Annotated in this window: 21 protein-coding genes; 17 read left to right on the top strand and 4 right to left on the bottom strand. The window is 63.6% G+C overall.

Translation table 11 applies throughout. The annotated features are described in order from the left end of the window. Window positions 1-349 precede the first annotated feature (349 nt). The 3 genes from ACLV8F_RS19245 (at window position 350) to ACLV8F_RS19235 (ending at window position 2,988) form a co-directional block, all read left to right on the top strand. The gene (locus ACLV8F_RS19245) at window positions 350-901 is read left to right on the top strand and encodes a DUF3455 domain-containing protein (protein ID WP_411885810.1); all 552 of its coding nucleotides are present in this window, start codon (window positions 350-352) and stop codon (window positions 899-901) included. A gap of 380 nt (window positions 902-1,281) precedes the next feature. Beyond that, window positions 1,282-1,872, top strand: a complete 591-nt coding sequence (locus ACLV8F_RS19240) for a DUF3455 domain-containing protein (protein WP_411885808.1) — start codon at window positions 1,282-1,284, stop codon at window positions 1,870-1,872. 513 nt (window positions 1,873-2,385) lie between these two features. After that, window positions 2,386-2,988: a DUF3455 domain-containing protein gene (locus ACLV8F_RS19235; protein ID WP_411885807.1), complete on the top strand. Its 603-nt coding sequence runs from the start codon at window positions 2,386-2,388 to the stop codon at window positions 2,986-2,988. 160 nt (window positions 2,989-3,148) lie between these two features. Here the strand turns inward: ACLV8F_RS19235 and ACLV8F_RS19230 are convergent, their stop codons facing one another. Further along, window positions 3,149-3,571 carry a hypothetical protein gene (locus tag ACLV8F_RS19230; protein WP_411885806.1) on the bottom strand — a complete coding sequence of 141 codons (423 nt, stop codon included), beginning with the start codon at window positions 3,569-3,571 and terminating at the stop codon, window positions 3,149-3,151. Window positions 3,572-3,708: 137 nt separating this feature from the next. Here ACLV8F_RS19230 and ACLV8F_RS19225 point away from each other — a divergent pair, with 137 nt between their 5' ends. The 6 genes from ACLV8F_RS19225 to ACLV8F_RS19200 all read left to right on the top strand — a co-directional run bounded on the left by ACLV8F_RS19225 (window position 3,709) and on the right by ACLV8F_RS19200 (window position 10,314). After that, complete coding sequence (locus ACLV8F_RS19225) at window positions 3,709-5,601, top strand: glutamine--tRNA ligase/YqeY domain fusion protein (protein ID WP_411885805.1); 1,893 nt, start codon at window positions 3,709-3,711, stop codon at window positions 5,599-5,601. 19 nt (window positions 5,602-5,620) lie between these two features. Further along, on the top strand, window positions 5,621-5,920 hold the full coding sequence (locus tag ACLV8F_RS19220; RefSeq protein WP_411885804.1) for a hypothetical protein: 300 nt from the start codon (window positions 5,621-5,623) through the stop codon (window positions 5,918-5,920). Between the two features lie 241 nt (window positions 5,921-6,161). Further along, entirely contained in the window at window positions 6,162-7,718 is a 1,557-nt protein-coding gene (locus ACLV8F_RS19215) for a hypothetical protein (protein WP_411885803.1), read from the top strand. Between the two features lie 85 nt (window positions 7,719-7,803). Continuing rightward, complete coding sequence (locus ACLV8F_RS19210; protein WP_411885802.1) at window positions 7,804-8,151, top strand: DUF938 domain-containing protein; 348 nt, start codon at window positions 7,804-7,806, stop codon at window positions 8,149-8,151. Between the two features lie 7 nt (window positions 8,152-8,158). Then, a complete protein-coding gene (locus tag ACLV8F_RS19205; protein ID WP_411885801.1) occupies window positions 8,159-8,494 on the top strand; it encodes a hypothetical protein in 336 nt (111 codons plus the stop codon). Further along, window positions 8,443-10,314, top strand: a complete 1,872-nt coding sequence (locus ACLV8F_RS19200) for a M48 family metalloprotease (RefSeq protein ID WP_411885800.1) — start codon at window positions 8,443-8,445, stop codon at window positions 10,312-10,314. The genes ACLV8F_RS19205 and ACLV8F_RS19200 overlap by 52 nt, the downstream gene beginning before the upstream one ends. Before the next feature lie 9 nt (window positions 10,315-10,323). Here ACLV8F_RS19200 and ACLV8F_RS19195 read toward each other — a convergent pair whose 3' ends face one another. Next, window positions 10,324-11,052, bottom strand: a complete 729-nt coding sequence (locus tag ACLV8F_RS19195; RefSeq protein ID WP_411885799.1) for an SOS response-associated peptidase — start codon at window positions 11,050-11,052, stop codon at window positions 10,324-10,326. Window positions 11,053-11,244: 192 nt separating this feature from the next. On the opposite strand from ACLV8F_RS19195, the gene ACLV8F_RS19190 reads away from it, so the two are divergent. Then, entirely contained in the window at window positions 11,245-11,841 is a 597-nt protein-coding gene (locus ACLV8F_RS19190) for a pseudouridine synthase (protein WP_411885798.1), read from the top strand. Window positions 11,842-11,846: 5 nt separating this feature from the next. Here ACLV8F_RS19190 and ACLV8F_RS19185 read toward each other — a convergent pair whose 3' ends face one another. Then, window positions 11,847-12,740, bottom strand: coding sequence for a helix-turn-helix transcriptional regulator (locus ACLV8F_RS19185; protein ID WP_411885797.1), 894 nt, complete (start codon window positions 12,738-12,740; stop codon window positions 11,847-11,849). 79 nt (window positions 12,741-12,819) lie between these two features. Here ACLV8F_RS19185 and ACLV8F_RS19180 point away from each other — a divergent pair, with 79 nt between their 5' ends. The 4 genes from ACLV8F_RS19180 to ACLV8F_RS19165 all read left to right on the top strand — a co-directional run bounded on the left by ACLV8F_RS19180 (window position 12,820) and on the right by ACLV8F_RS19165 (window position 16,170). Beyond that, entirely contained in the window at window positions 12,820-13,710 is an 891-nt protein-coding gene (locus tag ACLV8F_RS19180; protein WP_411885796.1) for an SDR family oxidoreductase, read from the top strand. A 288-nt stretch (window positions 13,711-13,998) separates the two neighbouring features. After that, complete coding sequence (locus tag ACLV8F_RS19175; RefSeq protein WP_411885795.1) at window positions 13,999-14,409, top strand: GreA/GreB family elongation factor; 411 nt, start codon at window positions 13,999-14,001, stop codon at window positions 14,407-14,409. A gap of 35 nt (window positions 14,410-14,444) precedes the next feature. After that, window positions 14,445-15,419 (top strand): universal stress protein, encoded by a 975-nt coding sequence (locus tag ACLV8F_RS19170; protein WP_411885794.1) that lies wholly within the window; start codon window positions 14,445-14,447, stop codon window positions 15,417-15,419. A 133-nt stretch (window positions 15,420-15,552) separates the two neighbouring features. Continuing rightward, window positions 15,553-16,170: a DUF938 domain-containing protein gene (locus tag ACLV8F_RS19165; protein WP_411885793.1), complete on the top strand. Its 618-nt coding sequence runs from the start codon at window positions 15,553-15,555 to the stop codon at window positions 16,168-16,170. 132 nt (window positions 16,171-16,302) lie between these two features. Here ACLV8F_RS19165 and ACLV8F_RS19160 read toward each other — a convergent pair whose 3' ends face one another. Beyond that, window positions 16,303-16,653, bottom strand: a complete 351-nt coding sequence (locus tag ACLV8F_RS19160) for a DUF2200 domain-containing protein (protein ID WP_411885792.1) — start codon at window positions 16,651-16,653, stop codon at window positions 16,303-16,305. Window positions 16,654-16,864: 211 nt separating this feature from the next. On the opposite strand from ACLV8F_RS19160, the gene ACLV8F_RS19155 reads away from it, so the two are divergent. The 3 genes from ACLV8F_RS19155 (at window position 16,865) to ACLV8F_RS19145 (ending at window position 19,437) form a co-directional block, all read left to right on the top strand. Continuing rightward, window positions 16,865-17,083: a hypothetical protein gene (locus tag ACLV8F_RS19155; RefSeq protein ID WP_411882104.1), complete on the top strand. Its 219-nt coding sequence runs from the start codon at window positions 16,865-16,867 to the stop codon at window positions 17,081-17,083. 7 nt (window positions 17,084-17,090) lie between these two features. After that, window positions 17,091-17,975 carry a peptidoglycan DD-metalloendopeptidase family protein gene (locus ACLV8F_RS19150; RefSeq protein WP_411885791.1) on the top strand — a complete coding sequence of 295 codons (885 nt, stop codon included), beginning with the start codon at window positions 17,091-17,093 and terminating at the stop codon, window positions 17,973-17,975. A gap of 943 nt (window positions 17,976-18,918) precedes the next feature. Beyond that, window positions 18,919-19,437, top strand: a complete 519-nt coding sequence (locus ACLV8F_RS19145; RefSeq protein WP_411885790.1) for a hypothetical protein — start codon at window positions 18,919-18,921, stop codon at window positions 19,435-19,437. The last annotated feature ends 64 nt before the right edge of the window (window positions 19,438-19,501 follow it).

Raw genomic sequence — 19,501 nt, 5'->3', positions numbered from 1 at the left:
CTCCTCGAAGGTTGTGGACCGGCCCAGGCGGGCCGGCGTTGGTGAGACGACCGGCCTTTGTTGTGAGCGGTATGGCGGCGCGTCCTGATGGAGATACGCGGCGGAAACGGGAGTGGATTCAAAAAAAATTCCCCCTCGAGGGGGCGGCGCCTGGGGCCGGCAAAGCCGGACCCTCGGCCCCCGCTGATGAATATCCCTGGCCATGACGCCGCTTTTTTTGAATCCATCCTCAATTCCGCCGCGTATCCCCATCAGGACGCGCCGCCATACCGCTCACAACAAAGGCCGGTCGTCTCACCAACGCCGGCCCGCCTGGGCCGGTCCACAACCTTCGAGGAGTTCAAAAATGATGCTGCGTCCCTTCACAATTTCCGCTTCCCTGCTCGCCGTCTCCCTGCTCGCCGCCTGCGGCAGCATGTCGCCCATGAAACCCATGTACTCGCAGGCCAGCCTGCCCGCCGCCGTCCAGGTGCCCGCCGGCAACAAGGTCGCCATGGAAACCGTGGGCGTGGGCGAGATCACCTACCAGTGCAGCCCCAAGAAAGACATGGCCGGCCAGTTTGAGTGGGTCTTCGTCGGCCCCGACGCCAAACTGAACGACCGCGCCGGCAAACAGGTCGGCAAGTACTACGGCCCGCCCGCCACCTGGGAAAGCATGGACGGCTCCAAACTGACCGCCACGCAAATCGCCGTCGCACCCAACGGCACAGGCAACATCCCGTCCCAGCTCGTCAAGGCCAACCCGGCCATGGGCAGCGGCGCCATGAGCGGCGTCAGCTACATCCAGCGCGTGGACACCCGGGGCGGCGTCGCCCCCGCCATGGCCTGCGCCGCCGGCAATGCGGGCGCCAAACAGGTCGTGCAATACCAGGCCGACTACATCTTCTACAAGGCGATGTAAGCCACGCTTCGTTTTCTCTTAAGGGTGAGCGGCCAGTCCCGGTCAGGCGGGCTGGCTTTCAGGCCCACAGGCTGCCGCAAGGCGGCCTGTGGGCTTTTTTGCGTCTGGCCCCAGCGAGTTGTTTTAAGGCCGCAGGCCCCCATCCCAAACTTCCCCCAGCGGGGGAAGGCGTACATCCGGCGCTCATCTTCGAACCGCTTTTGCTCCCTCCCCCGCTGGGGGAGGGCAGGGGTGGGGGCCAGCGGCGGTTGATCCGAGGCCGCGCATAGAGAAGCACTGGCAGCAAGCCTGCGCGGCGTCCTACAGCAGTTCCACACCACCCGGGGTTTACTGGTTAGCGACAAACAACGACACCAACAAGCCACCGAGGAAACCCAATCATGAAAAGCACGCACAACACCCTGTGGGCCTATACCAAGAGCGCGGCGGTCACCATCGCCATGGTCACCGGCACCGCCACCCTGATGGTCGCCTGCTCGGGCGTCGCCCCGCTGCCCAAGGAATACACCCAGGACCAGCTCGACGCCACCATCACCGTGCCGCCCGGCAACGTTGTCGCGCTTGAAACCACCGCCAGCGGCCTGCTGCACTACGAGTGCAAGGCGAATGCCACCACCGCCGGCACCATAGGCTGGGTGCTGGTGCGCCCCGAAGCCGAACTGCTGGACCGCACCGGCAAGACGGTTGCGCGCTATTCCGGCCCACCCGCCACCTGGACGCACATCGACGGCTCCAGCGTAGTCGGCACCCAGGTCGCCCTGGCCCCGCGTGTGGGTGCCACCAACCTGCCGCAGCAACTCTCCACCGGCGCATCGGGTGCTACGCCCGGCGTGCTGCAAAACGTCACCTACATCCAGCGCATCAAGACCAAGGGCGGCCAGGACCTGAGCAAGGCCTGCACCCAGGCCGACCTCGGCGACAAGCTGACCACCTCTTACCAGGCTGATTACATTTTCTGGAAAGCTGCTTAAGGCAGCCGATCCGGCGCGCCCCTAGAGCCTGTTCAATGCCTAAACGGGGCCGCGTTGGGGTGCAATCGGGATGAGTGGGCCGACCAGGAACGCCGCATGGGCTAATGCCCATGCAAGGGCTTGGGCGGCTCAATCGCCCGATTTCACCCCAACCCGGAGGGCAAGCCCCTTCTCGGGCGGTCTGCGGCGTTGCGGCGCTAACCCATAGCGGTGCTATGGGCGGCGCACCGCGCCTAGCATCCCATCCCGAGAAGGGGCTTGCGCGGCCCCGTTTAGACATTGAACAGGCTCTTAAGCGCGTCTCTCCATGGTTGCCGGAGCAGCCATGGAACCAAAGCCCGCGGGACTCGTTCCGCGGGCTTTTCTCTTGGCTTTACGCGTTGCGCTTAAGCTGTGCCAGCCGCGTTACCGGTATTTCCCCGCATCCTGTCCCTCCGGCCGCCTACAGGCCGGCCCCCACGGCGCTGTTGTACTGGGCAATTGCCCCTTGCCTTCCATCCTTTGAAAGCCGCCGTGAACACCCCACAAGCCAACGCCTTTCGCCCTTCCCGTTCAGCCCTGCTGCGAAACGCCGTGCTGCTGGCCGGCGCCGTGGCCGCGCTCAGCGCCTGCGGCCTGCGCCAGCCCAGCCTCCAGCAAGCCCACCAGGCCCAGCAAACCCTGCCTGGCTCCCTGCATGTGCCCGCGGGCTACACGCCGCTGCTCGAAGCGCAAGGCCGGGGCGACCTGCTTTATGAATGCCAGGCCGTCAAACGCGCGCCTTATGAATACGCCTGGCTACTGCTGTCCCCCGGCATACGGCTCACAGACGGCGCCGGCAACCCCCTCACCTACTTCCCCGGCGCCCGCGCGCGCTGGGTGCACAGCGACGGCTCCCGCGTCAGCGCCCAGGAACTGGTCGAAGCAACCGACGCCCCGCAAAACCTGCCCCTGCTGCGCGCCATGGTCGGCCCCTCCGACACACCGGGCGCCCTCGCCAACGTCCGCTACATCCAGGCCCGCCGCACCGTGGGCGGCGTGGTCGCCAACCCGCCCTGCACCGCCTCCACCCTGGGCATGCGCGTCTCCGTGCCCTATGAGGCCGAATACGTCTTCTGGGGCGCCGCTCCCCAGTAATACATGACCAATCCTCACTACCGTTCGCCCTGAGCTTGTCGAAGGGCTTCGACAAGCTCAGCCCGAACGGTGTATGGACTGAAGTTACCCAAACATCAATAGCTTGCGCCATCAAAAAAGCCCGCATGAAGCGGGCTTTTTGCTGGCTGGGCCGGTTGGCTTAGCGCTGGTAGTACACCGGCGCTGCGCGGTAGCCGGGGCCATAACCGTTGCCGGGGCGCGGCGCCTGCACATAGTGACCGTGCGGCCTGTGGCCATGGCGAGGCGGGGCGTAGTACACAGGACGCGGCGCGTAATACACGGGCGCTGGCCTCACATACACAGGGCGCGGGTAGTACACCGGCGCAGGCTGGTAATACACGGGCGCGGGTTGCACATAGACAGGTTGCTGGTACACAGGCTGCTGGTACACGGGGTAGGCATTCGTCACGCCCACCGCCACGCCCGGAACGCCTATGCCCACGGAAAACGACACGTTGTCGCGGGCCTGGGCGGCGCCCGCAAAGCCCATGGCGGCCACGGCCAGCGTGGCGGCGGCGCCTGCCAGTGCGAGGGAGCGGTTTGCTTTGATGGCTGTCTTCATAAGATTTCTCCTTGGGAGTGAAGGGCGCGAAATGCCCATGTGTTGATTAAACGCAGCACTCTGGTAACCGCGTACCGTATGCCCCGTGAAGAGCGTAGCCAAACGTAAGTGCTTCGGGTAAGCCCTAAAATCGGTCAATGACCTCTCCCGCCTCCCCCAAAGCTGCCCCATCCCCCGCCTCCACGCCCGCCGACAAAGAAATCCACAAGCCCAGCAACTTCCTGCGCCAGATCATTGAAAAAGACCTGGCCGAGGGCACTTACGCCGAGCGCCGCTGGGGCGGCAGCCCCGGGGACGCCGCCCACCACGCGGCCGGCCAGCCCGACCCCGCCAGGGTGCGCCTGCGCTTTCCGCCCGAACCGAACGGCTATTTACATGTGGGCCACGCCAAAAGCATCTGCCTGAATTTCGGCCTGGCGCGCGACTACGGCGGCGTCTGCCACCTGCGCTTTGACGACACCAACCCCGAAAAAGAAGACACCGAATACGTCGACAGCATCATCGACGCCGTCAAATGGCTGGGTTACGACTGGGCACAGATTGGCAATGGCAAGGGCGACGACAAGCCCTACCAGGCCAGCGACTACTTCGACTTCATGTACCGCGCCGCCGAATACCTGGTTGAAAGCGGCAACGCCTACGTCGACGAACAAAGCGCCGAAGAAATGCGCCTGAACCGCGGCGACTTCGGCAAGCCCGGCACCGACAGCCCCTTCCGCGGCCGCACACCGGCAGAGAACCTGGCGCGCTTTCGCGAAATGCGCGACGGCCAACTGGCCGACGGCGCCGCCGTGCTGCGCGCCAAAATCGACATGGCCTCGCCCAACATCAACATGCGCGACCCGGCCATCTACCGCATACGCCGCGCCCACCACCACAACACCGGCGACAAATGGTGCATCTACCCCATGTACACCTTCGCCCACCCGGTCGAGGACGCGCTCGAGCAGATCACCCACAGCATCTGCACCCTGGAGTTTGAAGACCAGCGCCCCTTCTACGACTGGCTGCTGGACCGCCTCGCGGAAGGCAAACTCATCGCCACGCCCCACCCGCGCCAGTACGAGTTCGCCCGCCTGAACCTGAGCTACGTGCTCACCAGCAAACGCAAGCTCGCCCAGCTCGTCAATGAAAAGCGCGTCAGCGGCTGGGACGACCCCCGCATGCCCACCATCGTCGGCCTGCGCCGCCGCGGCTACACGCCCGAGGCCCTGCAACTGTTCGCCGAACGCATAGGCGTCACCAAAAGCGACAGCTGGATCGACTACAGCACCCTCGAAGGCGCGCTGCGCGACACCCTGGACCCCATCGCCCCGCGCGCCATGGCGGTGCTGGACCCCGTCAAGCTCGTGCTCACCAACTGGGAGGAAGTGATGGGAAAACCGGAGGACAGCAGTCAAGCTGCTGTCGGCAAGCTCGACGATTGCAGCGCCCCCGTGCACCCGCACCACGAAGAAATGGGCAAACGCCACTTCAAGATCGGCAAGGAAGTCTGGATCGAACGCACCGACTACGAAGAAACCCCACCCAAAGGTTTCTTCCGCCTCTTCCCGCCGCACGTCAACGCCAGCAAACAGGCGATAGCCGGCAGCAAGGTCCGCCTCAAATACGGCCACGTCATTGAATGCACAGGCGCTGTCAAAGACGCAGACGGCAAAGTGACGGAAGTGCACGCCACCCTGATCCCCGACACCAAGAGCGGCACCCCCGGCTCGGACAACATCAAGGTCAAGGGCGTCATCACCTGGGTAGGCGTCAACGATGCGGTCGAAGCTGAAGTGCGCCTCTACGACCGCCTGTTCACCGCCGAACACCCCGGCACCGGCGACAAGGACTTCCTCGATGAGCTGAACCCCAACAGCCTCAAGACCGTGACGGCCTATGTCGAGCCCTCACTGGCAAAGGTGCCCGCCGGCACGCGCTTCCAGTTTGAGCGGCATGGGTACTTTGTCACAGACATTGTTGACCACAAGGACGGCAAAGTCGTGTTCAATCGGGTGACGGGGATGAAAGACTCGTTCAGCAAATAAAAGCGCACAAACCTCACACATGCATCAGTTCTTTAGCCCCAAGGGTTTTAACAAGGTTCTGGTGACGTGGGGCTTGGCGTCAGCCCTGTTCGCACCGGCCGCCGGCCACGCCCGGTTCGGCCGCGCCGAATTCAGCGACGCCGGTGATTTTTCAGAATCGACCGTCATGCGCGGCGTCAAGGCCACACAGGCCCAATGCGCAACCGCCGCCAACACCGTCTGGGCCGCCACGGCCAGTTCCGCTGAATGCATCAAATACTGGAAGGCAGGCTTCCATTACGCATTGTGGCCGGGTGGTGCGCGAAAGATGTGGGACTGAGGAGATGGTGAGGCGGGCGGGTAAGGGGCTTAAGGGGTAACCATAGGTGCAGCCGTGCAAGGACAGGCTAGGCTGACACTCTTAAATCAGCGTGTGATTGCCAGCAATGGAGACGGGCTCCTCAGCACTACATACATGACGTGTCGTAAACCAGTAAAGCTGATTCCGATCAAGTCATAGTGAGAAAACCTTTTCGTGCAAGCTAGAGCCATGTCCCGTTTTTCAATAACAAGGGTGCGCAATGAGTTCGATTCAGAAGAATAGCAACAGCAATGGCACGTCTCCCATACGTGAAGTCAAAGTTTCCATTCCAAGAATTGTTCTTGAGCAACCAGATGCGCACCCATTAGGCAAGGCAATAGAAACGTTTGTATCTCGGTCAATGGACATCGCCTGGGCATGCTCAATTGCGGTTCCTAACGCTCAGACGGCTCAACTGCGTCTCCTCCGGAAAATTGCGCGCCAGCAGAAAAATCTACTAGAGCAAATAACCTCCTCGTCCGGAACTAAGCAGGCTGAAGCTACGGCTGCAATGCTCGACAACGACCGCAATATCGATTTGATTGCAAACTCCAAAATGCCATCTACGATTGTGGCGGGTCTGTTTATAGGACTTTTCTGCGAGTTCGATAATTTTGTGGGAGAGTTCATCCGCGGCGTCGCGCACTTAGATGAAACTCGGTTCTATCACTTAAAGCGCGAGGTAACTATTGGGGAGCTTAAGGGGCTAGCGACTATTGATGAACTTCGTGACGACCTGCTTGAAAAGGATATCGAATCTCTGCGAAGAGAAAGTTATCCAAAACAGTTCCAGCAACTTGAGAAAGATTACGACCTTCAACTAACCAAGTTCGACGAATGGCCAAGCTTTGTTGAAGCTAGTCAACGAAGAAATCTCTTCACTCACGCAGGAGGAGTGACAAGTGATCAGTATCGACAGGTTTGTCTTGCAAATGGCAATTTGGAAAAAGACATTCCACCCAAAGGAACGCTACTACCGCTTGATCCAACATATTTTTTTGCCGCTCACAAAGCCGTGGAACGTACTGGGGTCATGCTTGGATACACGCTCTGGCGAAAAATATTTCCTCGTGACCCAGACATCGCAGATCGGCATCTAAACGAGCTTATCTACAACAGACTAAGGCTTGAAGACTTCGCTACCGCTCTAAGGTTTTCCAACTTTGGACTTTCTCAACCCTTCGTAAAGCCAACGTCTGGGGTGATGCGGCGAATGCGAATAGTAAACAAAGCTATCGCACTTAAACGTCTGAATCGAGGAGCAGAAGCAATAAGTACGTTAGACGGAGAGGATTGGTCTGGAACTGTTCGAGATTTCAGCCTAGCTCAAGCGGTGCTTCGCGACAATTACGCTGAAGCAGCAGCGCTCATGAGAAAAATAGGAAAAGAGGGAGAGTTTGTGACCGATGGCGGGTATAGAAATTGGCCGTTGTTTTGGCATTTCAGAAAGTCAGAGGAATTCTTAAAAGCCTATAAAGACGTTTTTGGCTATTCCTTTAGCGAAACGGTGACATCTGAAGTGCGCGACAGCGAAGCTGGCACTACATCACCAAAACCAGCGGCAAAGAAAGCCCAAGGCAAGCATCAACCCGTAGCAAGAACAGGCAAAAAGGAGCCTGGCGTTACTAAAACGACAACGCGAAAAAAGACAACCGTGAGGAAGGACGCGATAGTAGAGAAGAAGAAATCACATGAGACCAAGGGGCGAACCGCAACTCCCGACAAGAAGCGGATTCATCGCCCCGTACGCGACAAGCGCTCCCGAAGTACTAGCTAACGCTTGTGCCAATAAACCGAAGAAAAAGAACGCAATTTTCTAGCTGCTTCGACAACAGGACAACCAATGCGATGGAACTCGCCTGATGACTATTCGTCTCGGCCGCAGCCGCTTGCGTCATGTCTCGCCCCATGAAAACCCCAACTTCAGCCCCGCAGCAGACCGCAACAAGCAGCCCATCCTCTATGTCCTGCTGAAGGTATTACCCAAGCAACAAGGCAGCGCACTCGAAATCGCCTCAGGCAAAGGCCTGCACGTCGCCTGGTTTGCCGCGGGCCTGCCGCAATGGGAATGGCAACCCACGGATTGCAGACCGGGCGCGCTGTCCTCGATTGCCGCCTGGGTAGCTGAGCAGGGATTACTGAATGTGCGCCCCGCCTTGGTGCTCGACGTCATGGCGCCCAGGTGGCTGCCGGGCGAGCGTGCGATCTGATCACCCCATGCCAAGCCCGAACTCCAGCGCAGCAACACCTCGCCTCATCTGCCTCAACAAGCCCTACGGCGTGCCGAGCCAGTTCACGCCCGAAGGCCTATGGCGCGGTACCAAGGGTTTCATTGACCTGCCCGGCGTCTATGTGGCGGGGCGGCTGGATGCCGACAGTGAAGGCCTGTTGCTGATCAGCGACCCGCGCTGCAAGACGCTCAAGACCTACTGGGGCTTAGCTCAATGCACGGCCACAAAGCGCCGCTATCATGGATCGATTCAATCCACAGGACCTTTCACATGGCCTCTGCACGCACGATCCACGCCGACCTCTGGCGGGTCTTTCTGCTGACCCTGGCGTCGCTCTTTCTCATTCCGGCGGCCACGCTGGTTTTCACGCACTATGTGCTGCAGACGGAGGACCGCGATTTCATCCAGCGCGTCGATGAACGCATCAACGCCGCGCGGGAGCTGACACCGGCGCAAAAGGCCGAGGAAATCGCGTTTTACGACACGCACAAGCTCTCGATGGCGTGCGGCGCGACTTCCCCCGAAGACCGGGTCTTCCACGACAAGGTGTGCAGCCCTTATTCCATGCATTGGTGGTTCCACTGGGCCGATCGTGCCGCTTTCTGGACATTGATCCTGGGCGCGGCGCTGCTGGCGGCAGCAGGCGTGCTGGGGGCGTTGGCGTTTGCCAACCGCGGCCTGCGTTATGCCAGCTTTGTGGCGGGCTGGCGGCTGATGACGGTTTCCAGCGCGGTGGAGGTCACGCTGCAAAGCGCCATGCTGGTGTTCCTCTCGTTCTGGCTCACGGCCTACTTCTGGCACAACTATTACATCAAGCTGGTGGGCCTGGCCGGCATTATGGCGGCCCTGGCGGTCTTCTATGCGATCTACACCCTGTTCAAGAAGCTGCCTTCGGGTTATGCCATTGAAGGCGAGCTGCTGAGCCAAGCCGATGCGCCCCGCCTGTGGGACCGCATTCGCCAGCTGGCCGCCCGCGTCGACACGGCGCCGCCGGACCAGATCATTGCCGGCATCGACACCAACTTCTTTGTGACCGAGGCGCCCTGCTCCGTCGCCGGACAGGCGCTGACGGGCCGCACGCTGTTTGTGAGCATTCCGCTGCTGCGCGTGCTGGACACCGCCGAGGCGGACGCCGTGCTGGCGCATGAGCTGGCCCACCTGGGCGGCGGCGACACGCGCAGCAGCGCCGCGCTGGGCCCCAAGCTCAACCAGTTCGACCTCTACACCTGGCAGATGCGCAGCGGCGGGCTGACCATCGTGGCGCACTACCTGCTGCGCCTGTACCGCATGGTGTTTGAGTTCGCGCTGGCGCGCGACAGCCGTGAGCGCGAATACACCGCGGACCGCGTGGCCGCCAAGCTCACGGCGCCGCAGTCCATCGTGCAGTCGCTGATCAAGATCTCGGCCTATTCCAGCTACCGCAACACGGTGGAACGCAAGCTGTTCGAGCAGGAGCACCAGCACAGCGGCGCCCTGGGCATTGCGGGTTTTGTGGCTGACGGCCTGCATCCCTATGCCAGCTCGGGCGAGTTTGTGACGGCCATGAAGACGGCCGCCGTGCCCCACCCCTACGACACGCACCCGCCCCTGCTGGAGCGCATGCGCAACGTGGGCCACCACCTGCAAGAGAGCAGCTACGGCGCCATCGTCACCACCGTGCCGTCGTCCACCTGGGCCGACGAGATCGCCACGGCCGGTGCCATCGAGCAACGCCTGTGGAGCGAGTACGAGCAACGCTTCGCGGCCGCGCATGAGCAAAGCCTGGCCTACCGCTATGAGCCGGCCAACGATGAAGAGCGCGAGATTGTGCTGCGCTACTTTCCGCCGGTGTCGTTTGACCTGGGCAAAGACAAGCGCATCGACATCAGCTACGAAGGCGTGCACGCCACGGCGGATGGCGGCGAGCTGACCTCATGGGACGCGGTGAAGGGCATGACTTTCAACAACAGCAGTTTCGGCAACACCCTGACCATCACCCATTTCGACAAGGGCATGCTGGGAGCGCGCACCAGCACGGTCAAGCTCAAGGGCCTGGGCAAGCAGGAGGCGCACTTCAAGGCGGTGCTGGGCAGCTACTGGCAGCGCCACCAGATCATGCGGGCGCAGCAAAAAGCCCGGGCTGAAGAAGCCGCTGCAGCCTGAGGCCTGCGCTTACCACTCCCGGCCCCTGCCGCCCTTCTGAACCGGGTTGGCCAACAACCAGTTGGCCGGATAGGCCCGCACGAACTCGCGCGCTTTCTCCGGCCTTGCGCCTAGCCAGGCGTCAAAGCCCCCCTCGTTCAAGATCGCGGGCATGCGCTTCTCATTGCCAGGTTGCTGGTATCGGCTGATCAGGGCGTGGGTGTTGGCGTTGAGTGTGAGCAGGCAAAAGCTGGTGATGACTTCACCGTCTGCGCCTGTCCAGCGCTCCCACAAACCCGCAATACCCATCGGCTTGCCATCGACCCGCGCAATGCGCGTGGGCACGGCCTTGCCACTGCGCCAGTCTTCTTCGATGAATGCCATCACTGGCACGATGCAGCGCTGGCCGGCTAGCCAGGCCTGGCGGAAGTTGGTGGACGTGGTGACGCTTTCGGATGGCGCGTTGACCAGCTTGGTTGAACGCAGCCTGGCGTCTGACGCGGACTTGACCCAGCGCGGCACCAGGCCGAACTGGCCCGTGACCAGCTCATGGGGCGGTTTGCCGGCTTCGCCGGCTTCTTCGGTGGGGTTGTCGCCCAGGCCTTCACTTTCTGCACCCGCCGGCGCCGCGGCGTGACGAATGAAGACGCCGGGTTGACGCGGCCACACCTGCAGGCCAATGGGTTGTTCGGGTGCGGCCACGCGGAACGCCTCAGGGTAAACCGTGGCGGGCCGGATGCTTTCGTATTGGGTACTCATGCGGCGATGCTATAGCAGTGGCACCGCACCAGGGCCGCGAAGGCCATTGCTGCCGTGCGCGGTGCGGGCCCGCTGGGCCTGCCACTAGAATTCCCAGCTTCTCCCTCCAGGCGGCACGCGTGCTGCGCATCTTGCGCGGGGCAAGCTGCGTTGCGTTGATGCACGCCAGACTCCATTACGATCACCAGCTTCATGCCCACCACCAACTCCACTTTGTGCGCCATGGGGGCAACGCCCCGGCTGATCTGCTTCAACAAGCCTTATGGCGTGTTGAGCCAGTTCACGGCCGAAGGCCGCTGGCGCGGGCTCAAGGACTTCATAGCCCTGCCCGGTGTCTATGTGGCCGGGCGGCTGGATGCCGACAGTGAGGGCCTGTTACTGCTGACCAGCGACGGGCAATTACAGGCGCGCATCAGCGACCCGCGCTTCAAGATGCTCAAGACTTACTGGGTGCAGGTGGAGGGCGAGCCTGGCGAGGCGGCGATGGCCGCGCTGCGCGGCGGTGTGCAGCTCAACGACGGCCCCACGCGGCCCGCCATCGCCGAGCGCATGGACGCGCCGCCCGGCCTGTGGGAGCGTGAGCCGCCGGTGCGGGTGCGCAAGGCCATCCCGACCTTCTGGATATCACTGGGCATACGCGAGGGCCGCAACCGCCAGGTGCGGCGCATGACGGCGGCCGTGGGCCACCCGACCTTGCGGCTGATTCGCGCGGCGATCGGCCCTTATGCGCTGGACGGCCTGGCGCAGGGCAGCTGGCGTGAAATTGAAGAGCGGGTGGAAGCCGGCTAAGGCTTTCAGCGCTTCCCGTTTTTTTTCAAGGGCCCGGCCTTGTTGGCCATCAGCAAGGCCACGGCCTCCACATCCGCCGGCGTCACCGGCGTGAACACAATCATGCTGAGCCCGGCCGCGCTGTCGACGGGGAAGGACTGGTATTCGAGCGTGATGGCGCCGGCCAGGGGGCGCTCGATTTGTTTGACGCCCCCGTAGTGGCTGCTGGTTTCGTTGTCGGCCCAGAGCCGGCGAAAGTCCTTGCTGGCGGCCTGCAGTTCTTCGGCCAGCGCGGCCGCTTCCGGGCTGTCGCCGGCGCGCGCCGCATCGACGCGAAAGGCGGCAAGGGCAAAGCGCGCATTGGCCTCCCAGTCGGGCAGGCTGCGCATGGCCGGGTCGGTGAACAGGCGCCTGAGCAGGTTGCGCGCGCCGGGCGGCTGCGCGGCGTAGTCGCTGAGCACCGCCGCTGCGGCGGCATTCCAGGCCACGATGTCCCAGCATTGGGTCTTGACGATGGCGGGGCTGGCCGTCAGGCCGTCCAGCACACGCTGCAGGGCGGGCGTGACGGCGGCTGATGATGTGGCGCCCCTGAGCGGCGGCGGCCGCTGCCGGGCCAGTAAAAACATGTACTCGCGGTCGGCGCCGTCCAGCGCCAGCGCGCCGGCCAGCCGCTCCAGCACCTCGTCGGACGGCGGGCCGCCGCGGCCTTGTTCGAGCCAGGTGTACCAGGTGACGCTCACATGGGCGCGCGTGGCCACTTCTTCGCGCCGCAGGCCGGGTGTCCGGCGGCGCCCGTCGGCGCCCGGCGCGGGCGGCAGGCGCGCGCGGCGGTCGCGCAGGAAGCCGCCCAGCGTGAGGGGTGCGGCCTGCGCTGCTTGTGCAGCTTGTGCGATGGGGTTGTTCAGGGTGTTAGTGCTCATACCTGTATACGCTCACGGCTTTTGCGAATCGGGGTGGCGGCGCAAGATGCGGGCTCATTGATTTTTTCAGGAGTTCAGTATGCGTGTTTTCTTGACCGGGGCCACAGGCTTCATCGGCTCGGCCATTGTGCGGGAGTTGCTTTCCGCGGGCCACGAGGTGCTGGGCCTGGCGCGCAGCGATGCGGCGGCCGAGGCGCTGGCGGGGCTGGGTGCGCAGGCCCATCGCGGTGAACTGGCGGACACCGCCGGCCTGGCCGCCGCCGCCGGGGCCTGCGACGGTGTGATCCACACCGCGTTCATCCATGACTTTTCGGCACACGCCGCTGCCGCCGAGACGGACCGGCAGGCCGTCACGGCCATGCTGGGCGCGCTGGAAGGCACGGGCAAACCATTGGTGGCGACATCCGTCACCGTGCTGCTGGCGGGCGCCCGCACGGCGACCGAAGACACGCCGGTGCCGGAAGCCTCGCCCAACCCGCGCGCAAAAGCGGAGGCCATGGTGCTGGCCGCGGCCGGCCGCGGTGTGCGCGCCAGCGTGGTGCGGCTGCCCCCCTCGGTGCACGGCGCGGGCGACTACGGTTTTGTGCCAATGCTGGCGCGCATTGCGCGGGCCAAAGGTGTGTCTGCCTTTATCGGCGAAGGCGCCAACCGCTGGCCGGCGGTGCACCGGCTGGACGCGGCAAGGCTCTTTCGCCTGGCGCTGGAGAGCGCCCTGCCCGGCGCGCGCCTGCATGCGGTGGCCGAAGAGGGACTGCCGTTTCGCGCGATTGCCGAAGCCATAGGCGCGCGGCTGGGCCTGCCGGTGCGCGGCATCGCGGCCGGCGAAGCGCCCGCCCACTTCGACTGGCTTGCGCGCTTTGTGGCGATTGACAACCCGACCTCGAGCGCGATTACGCGCAGTGCATTGGGCTGGCAACCGAGAGAGATGGAACTGCTGGCGGACATACGGGACAGCGGCTACTTTGCTTGAGAAGGGCTTCAGGGGATTCAGAGGAATAAGGCCTGGGGTCAACCATCCGACGCCGGCGCCTGGTCAGTTTCAATCTGGCAGGAAGTATGAGGCTATTGCCTGCGGCCTAAAATCCACACATGACCCGCCTCATCATCTGCTCCCTGCGTCGCCAGTTGACGCCAGCACTTTCCTAAGCCCGGCGGTCCGCTCCCTCCTTTTTCAGCGCAACCATCTACCGCCGGGCACCCGCCCCGCGCGTCCGCGAACGCCCTTCACAACCAGCGTTCGCATCGATGGAGTGCAGCCATGCATACAGTGGTTCACGGTGAGCGCACGCTTACCGATATTGATTACGCCCGTCTCAGCAAGCTGCTGAACCAGCAGCGCCCCGGCCACCCGGCCGGCCTGGTCGATTGGCTGGAAAGCGCGGAGGTGACGAGCTCCCGCGCCGCGCCCGGCGATCTGGTCACGATGAATTCCCGTGTGGAAGTCATGGATGTGCACACGCGTCACCGCCAGGTTCTCACCCTCTGCTACCCGGGCGATGCCGAGCCCGCCGCCGGCCTCATCTCCGTGCTGTCGCCCGTGGGCAGCAGCCTGCTGGGGTTGAGGGCCGGTGACGTCGCCAGGTGGCTCACGCCGCACGGCGAGGGCTGCGCCGCGCAGATCCTGGCCATCCAGTACCAGCCCGAAGCCACGGGCGACTACACCCGTTAACCCATCCGCCATTTCTGAAAAAGAAAGGAGTTCCCATGTCCCCTCGTTTCATTCTTGCCGTCACCGATTTCTCGAACCAGGGAACCCATGCGCTGGACCGGGCGGCGCTGCTAAGTGCCGAGCACGGCGCCGTGCTCACACTGGCTTGGCTGGGCTACCCCGGAGAAGCGCCACCGGCTGACGCGGCCAACCGGCTCGGCCAGCACGCATTGCAGCTTTCGCAGGTGCACGGCATCAAGGTCCGCGCAGCGGGCCGCCTTGCACACACCGCCAGAGAACTCCTGCCCGAGGTCGGCGCCGCCGACCTGGTGGTGTGGGGCGCCACGCGGGTGCGCAGCCTGCGGACATTCTTCCTGGGCCAGCCGGTCGATGAACTGCTGCGCAGCGCCCAGCGGCCGGTTCTGCTGGCGCGCCGCCGCGCCGAGCACCCCTACCGCAAGCTGCTGGTCGCGGTCGATTTCTCACCAGCCTCCCCGTCTTTGGTAGACCTTGGCTGCGCCATCAGCAAGACAGCACCGGTTGAGATCTTCCACGCGATCGACACGATCAACGAACGCAAGTTGCGGCAGGCCGAAGTCCCGGACCGCGACATCAAGGTCTACCGCGCGCAGTGCCTGCGCCACGCACAGGACCGCATGGTGCGGCTCACCGATTCCTGCGACACGAGGCGCAACCGCGTGCAGCCGGCCATCGGGCGCGGAGACCCGTCGCTGCAGGCACTGGTGCAACAACAACGCAGCGGCTCGGATTTGATCGTCGTGGGCAAGCACCCCGCCTCTGCCTTCTCAGACCTGATGTTCGAGAGCGTCTCAGCCCGGATCCTGAGCTTCCCGGCCGGCGATGACACGCGCAGCGATGTGTTGATCGTGCCGCACAACTGGCAACCCGCGCTGGGCACAGCGGCCGCCACCCAACCGGCGGCCGGGCAAACCGGCGCGCGGCGGATACGGGCCGGCGCACCGAAGGCGCCTGCCGGGCCCAATCCGGCGGCGCTGAACGCCGGTGCGTGAAGACCCGGTCAGGCGAACATCTCGCCGCCACCAGATCGGCGTAGCGATTCGAGTGCGCCTGCGGCTGCTGGGGGACATGCGGGAAAGCGGCTGTTTCGGCTGAACCGGGCATGTGTGCGGTCTAATCACCGCCATGCCAGCACCCAACTTGAGCCCCCACTTCAGCCCCGCCGCGGACCGCAACAAACAAGCCATCCTGGAGGTCCTGCTTCAGGTCTTGCCTGAACAGGGCAAGGCGCTGGAGATCGCCTCCGGCACGGGCCAGCACGTGGCCTGGTTTGCGGCGGGCCTGCCGCAGTGGACATGGCAGCCGACCGATGCGATGCAGGCCTCACTGGGATCGATTGCCGCCTGGGTGGCTGAGCAGGGTTTGCCCAATGTGCGCCCTGCCCTGGTGCTGGACGTGATGGCGCCGGAATGGCTGCCGGGCGATGCGCGCTTCGATTTGATTTATTGCGCCAACATGTTGCACATCTCCCCCTGGGCGACCTGCGCCGCGCTGATGCAGGGCGCTGCACGGTACCTGGCGCCGGACGGCGTGCTGGTGACGTATGGGCCTTATCTGGAAGATGGCGTGCCCACGTCGGAAGGCAACCTCAGCTTCAACCAGAGCCTGCGCGCGCAAGACCCGTCATGGGGCATCAGGCGCAGGGAAGATGTGGCGCAGGAAGCCGGGCGTGCCGGCCTGCGGCTGCTGGCGCGGCATGCGATGCCGGCGAACAATTTGCTGCTGGTGTGGGGCAAGGCCTAGGGTCCATACCCTTTTGATGTTTTCATAACCCAGGACATCACGCCGTTCAGGCTGAGCCTGGTTACACCGTTCGGGCTGAACTTGTCGAAGCCCTTCGATACCTCAAGGCGAACGGATTGAAAGCGCGCCGCCTTATTGCCGCAGGATTTTCTCCATCGCCTTCCCTTTGGCCAGCTCGTCCACCAGCTTGTCCAGCCAGCGGATTTTCTGCATCAGCGGGTCTTCGACCTCTTCCACGCGGATGCCGCAGACGACGCCCTTGATCAGCGAAACATTCGGGTGCATGCGCGGGGCCTGGGCAAAGAAGGTCTCGAAATCGTTTTCCTGTTTGATCTGCCGGCGCAGCCCGGCTTCGTCATAGCCCGTCAACCAGCGGATAACCTGGTCGACTTCTTCCTTTGTGCGGTTTTTGCGCTCCGCTTTCTGGACATACATCGGGTACACCTTGGCAAACGGCGTCGTGAAAATCTTGTGCGCTGGCATGGTCGTTCCTCCTGTGCTTCCAGCGAAGCGGTGTGCAACAGCTGGTCGCACGATTGTGGCCAAGACGGCAAACCCTTGGCAAGCGATTCCAGCGCGCATAGGACCGTGCCCCAAAGTGGCTGTTCGCCTACACAGGATGACCGCGAACCCGGCTTAAATGGGAGGGCACGGGCTTGTTGCCCATTTTTCCCAATCCATCCAGGAGACAGCCATGCCCCAGTTCGCCATGATTACCGGTGACGTGACCTTCACACCGGGTGACGGTGCGCCGATTGAAATCCCGCGCGTGCGCGTTGAAGTCGCGCTGGAACCCGACAGCGCCACGCTGAGCTGGGACGCCGGCGACGGCGTGGCCGCGGTGACGGCCATCCCGCGCATCCAGTTCGACGACTATGTGCGCGAGGGAAAAATCACCATGACGCCGCAATAATGGCGCCATGCATTCACGCTTTCCACACGCCACAATTTCTTCGCCCCTGACCCGCCGCTCGGCCTTGCTGGCCGCCGCGGGCTGGCTGGCTTTGCCGGCCTCGGGCATTGCCGCCACACCGTCACCCTCCACGCCCTGGCCCAATGCCTCGCAGGTGCCGGGCGGGGTGGCGCGCTTGCCCCTGGGCCCGGCCGCGCAGCGGCCTGCCGCTTATGCAGGCGAAATTCCCCTGCTGGTGCTGGGCGACGCAAACGCCTGGACGGCCCTGGTGGGCATCGCGCTTTCGGCCCCGCCTGGAGACGCCAGCATCACGGTGCAAACCCCTGACGGCGCACGGCGCGACATCCCCTACGTGGTGGCGCCCAAACGCTACCGCGAGCAGCAGCTCAAGGTAGAGCCGCGCACGGTGGACTTGTCGCCCGAAGACCTGGCGCGCTACGAACGCGAACGCGCGCACCAGGAAGGCGTGATGGCCACCTTCAGCCAGCCTTTGCCGCAGGGTTCACTGCGCATGCAGGTGCCAGTGCCGGGCCGGCGCTCCAGTTCCTTCGGACTGCGCCGCGTCTTCAACGGCCAGCCACGCAACCCGCACAGCGGCATGGACATCGCCGCCGGCACCGGCACGCCGGTGGTGTCACCGCTGCCGGCGCGGGTCATAGACACCGGCGATTATTTTTTCAACGGCAACACGGTGTGGCTGGACCATGGTGGCGGCTTGCTGAGCATGGTGTGCCATTTGAGTGCTGTCGACGTGAAGGTGGGCGATACGCTTAAAACCGGGGAGCGTGTTGGGGCTGTGGGGGCGACCGGCCGGGTCACGGGGCCGCATCTGCATTGGGGGGTGATGCTCAACCGGTGCATGGTTGATCCGGCGTTGTTCTTTGCTGGCTGATGTTCCGGCGGTGCGCTCTCCTCTGAGTCCTGCTGGCCGGGGTCGCCCGGCATGCGACTCACTTTTTTGCTTCGCCAAAAAAGTAAGCAAAAAAGGCGACCCTGGTTGCTGCGTCCCTCCGCTTCGCTACGGGCAACCTGCGGTGCTCGGTCCAGACGGGGTCAAAAACAACTCGCCTGCGGCTCAAACAAGTTTTTGCCCTGATCCGTCTGGACCTCCGCTCCTCGGCGCATCCACAAGGGGGTGGGGAACAAGGAATACCGAACAGCCGAATACCAGACAGCCGAAGACAGAAACCCTTCTTGTCCCCTCTCCCTCTGGGAGAGGGTTAGGGTGAGGGCCAGCAGCCTTCGCACCTGCAGCGACACATCAACCGCCAACGGCCCTCACCCCTGCCCTCTCCCAGGGGGAGAGGGAGTGAATTTATGGCCACCACATCGCGGGCGGCTCTTGCTCTGCCCTTTTTTTGTCCCCGCTCCCGATCCCGCTTGCCCCTTGTGGATGCGCCGAGGAGCGCAGGTTCAGGCGGATCAGGGATCGCGATTGTCTGAGCGAAGCGCAGCGTAGCGAGTTCGAGCGAGACCCCGCTTGACTCGAGCACCGCAGGTTGCCCGAAGCGAAGCGTAGGGACCCAGACTGCGGGTCGCCTTTTCTTTGGTGACTTTGGTGTTCGCGTAACTTCGCTACGCGAAGTGAGCGAACCCCGCGCGCGCAGCGCGCCTTTTGGCGAACAAAAGAAAACCCGCTTTGCGGGTTTCGCCAAAGTTACTGGCCGCCGGGCCACTCCCGGCCAGCCGCCCTCAGCAAAGAACACAGAAAAGAGCGCGCCCGCCGGCGCAAGACCCGGCCAAATCTGGACACCCCTCTCTAACCCGTTAGGTCGCCCTCACTAAGCAAAAAAGGCAAGATGACCCCATCACCAAAGCCCATTGAAGGAATCACCATGAGCGCCAAAAACCTCTCCACCGTTGCCACCGACCTGATCGGGTCTTACGGCAATACCGTCCTCAACGTCATCCATGCCTACCGCGCAGGCGGCGAGCGTGTGGTCAGCCTGCTGGAGCAGCGCTGGAACAAGGCGCTGAAACAGTCGCGCACCGAACTGACGGCTGAAACGGCCAAGAACGCTTCGGCCGCGCAAGCCGCCTTCAGCGCCTACTACACCAAGGGCCTGCTGCTGACGACCAGCGGCGCCGAGCAGGTCGTGAGCCAGCTCGTGAAAGTGGCTGAAGCCGGCGTGGAACGCGCTGCCGCGAACGCCGCCCTGTTTGAAGAAAAAACCGGCGTGACCACGCTGAACACCCTGGCCCAGGCCACCGCGCCCGGCGCCCTGGCTTTGAGCAAGCTGGCCGCGCAGATCGAGCAAAAGAGCGCCACGCTGGCCGGCAAGATCGCCGGGGACCACAAGGCAGCGACCAAGCGCAGCACGGCATTCAGCCAGCGCCGCGCCAAAGCGGCCTGATCCTTTTCCCGCACCCAAAATAAAAACCCCGGCCGGCGCCATGCGCCGACCGGGGTTTTTTCAT

This window comes from Polaromonas sp. YR568, from assembly GCF_943369675.1.
Lineage (GTDB): Bacteria > Pseudomonadota > Gammaproteobacteria > Burkholderiales > Burkholderiaceae_C > Polaromonas.
The sequence above is the reverse complement of the archived record's forward strand: the minus strand, read 5'-3'. Positions and strand labels throughout refer to the sequence as shown.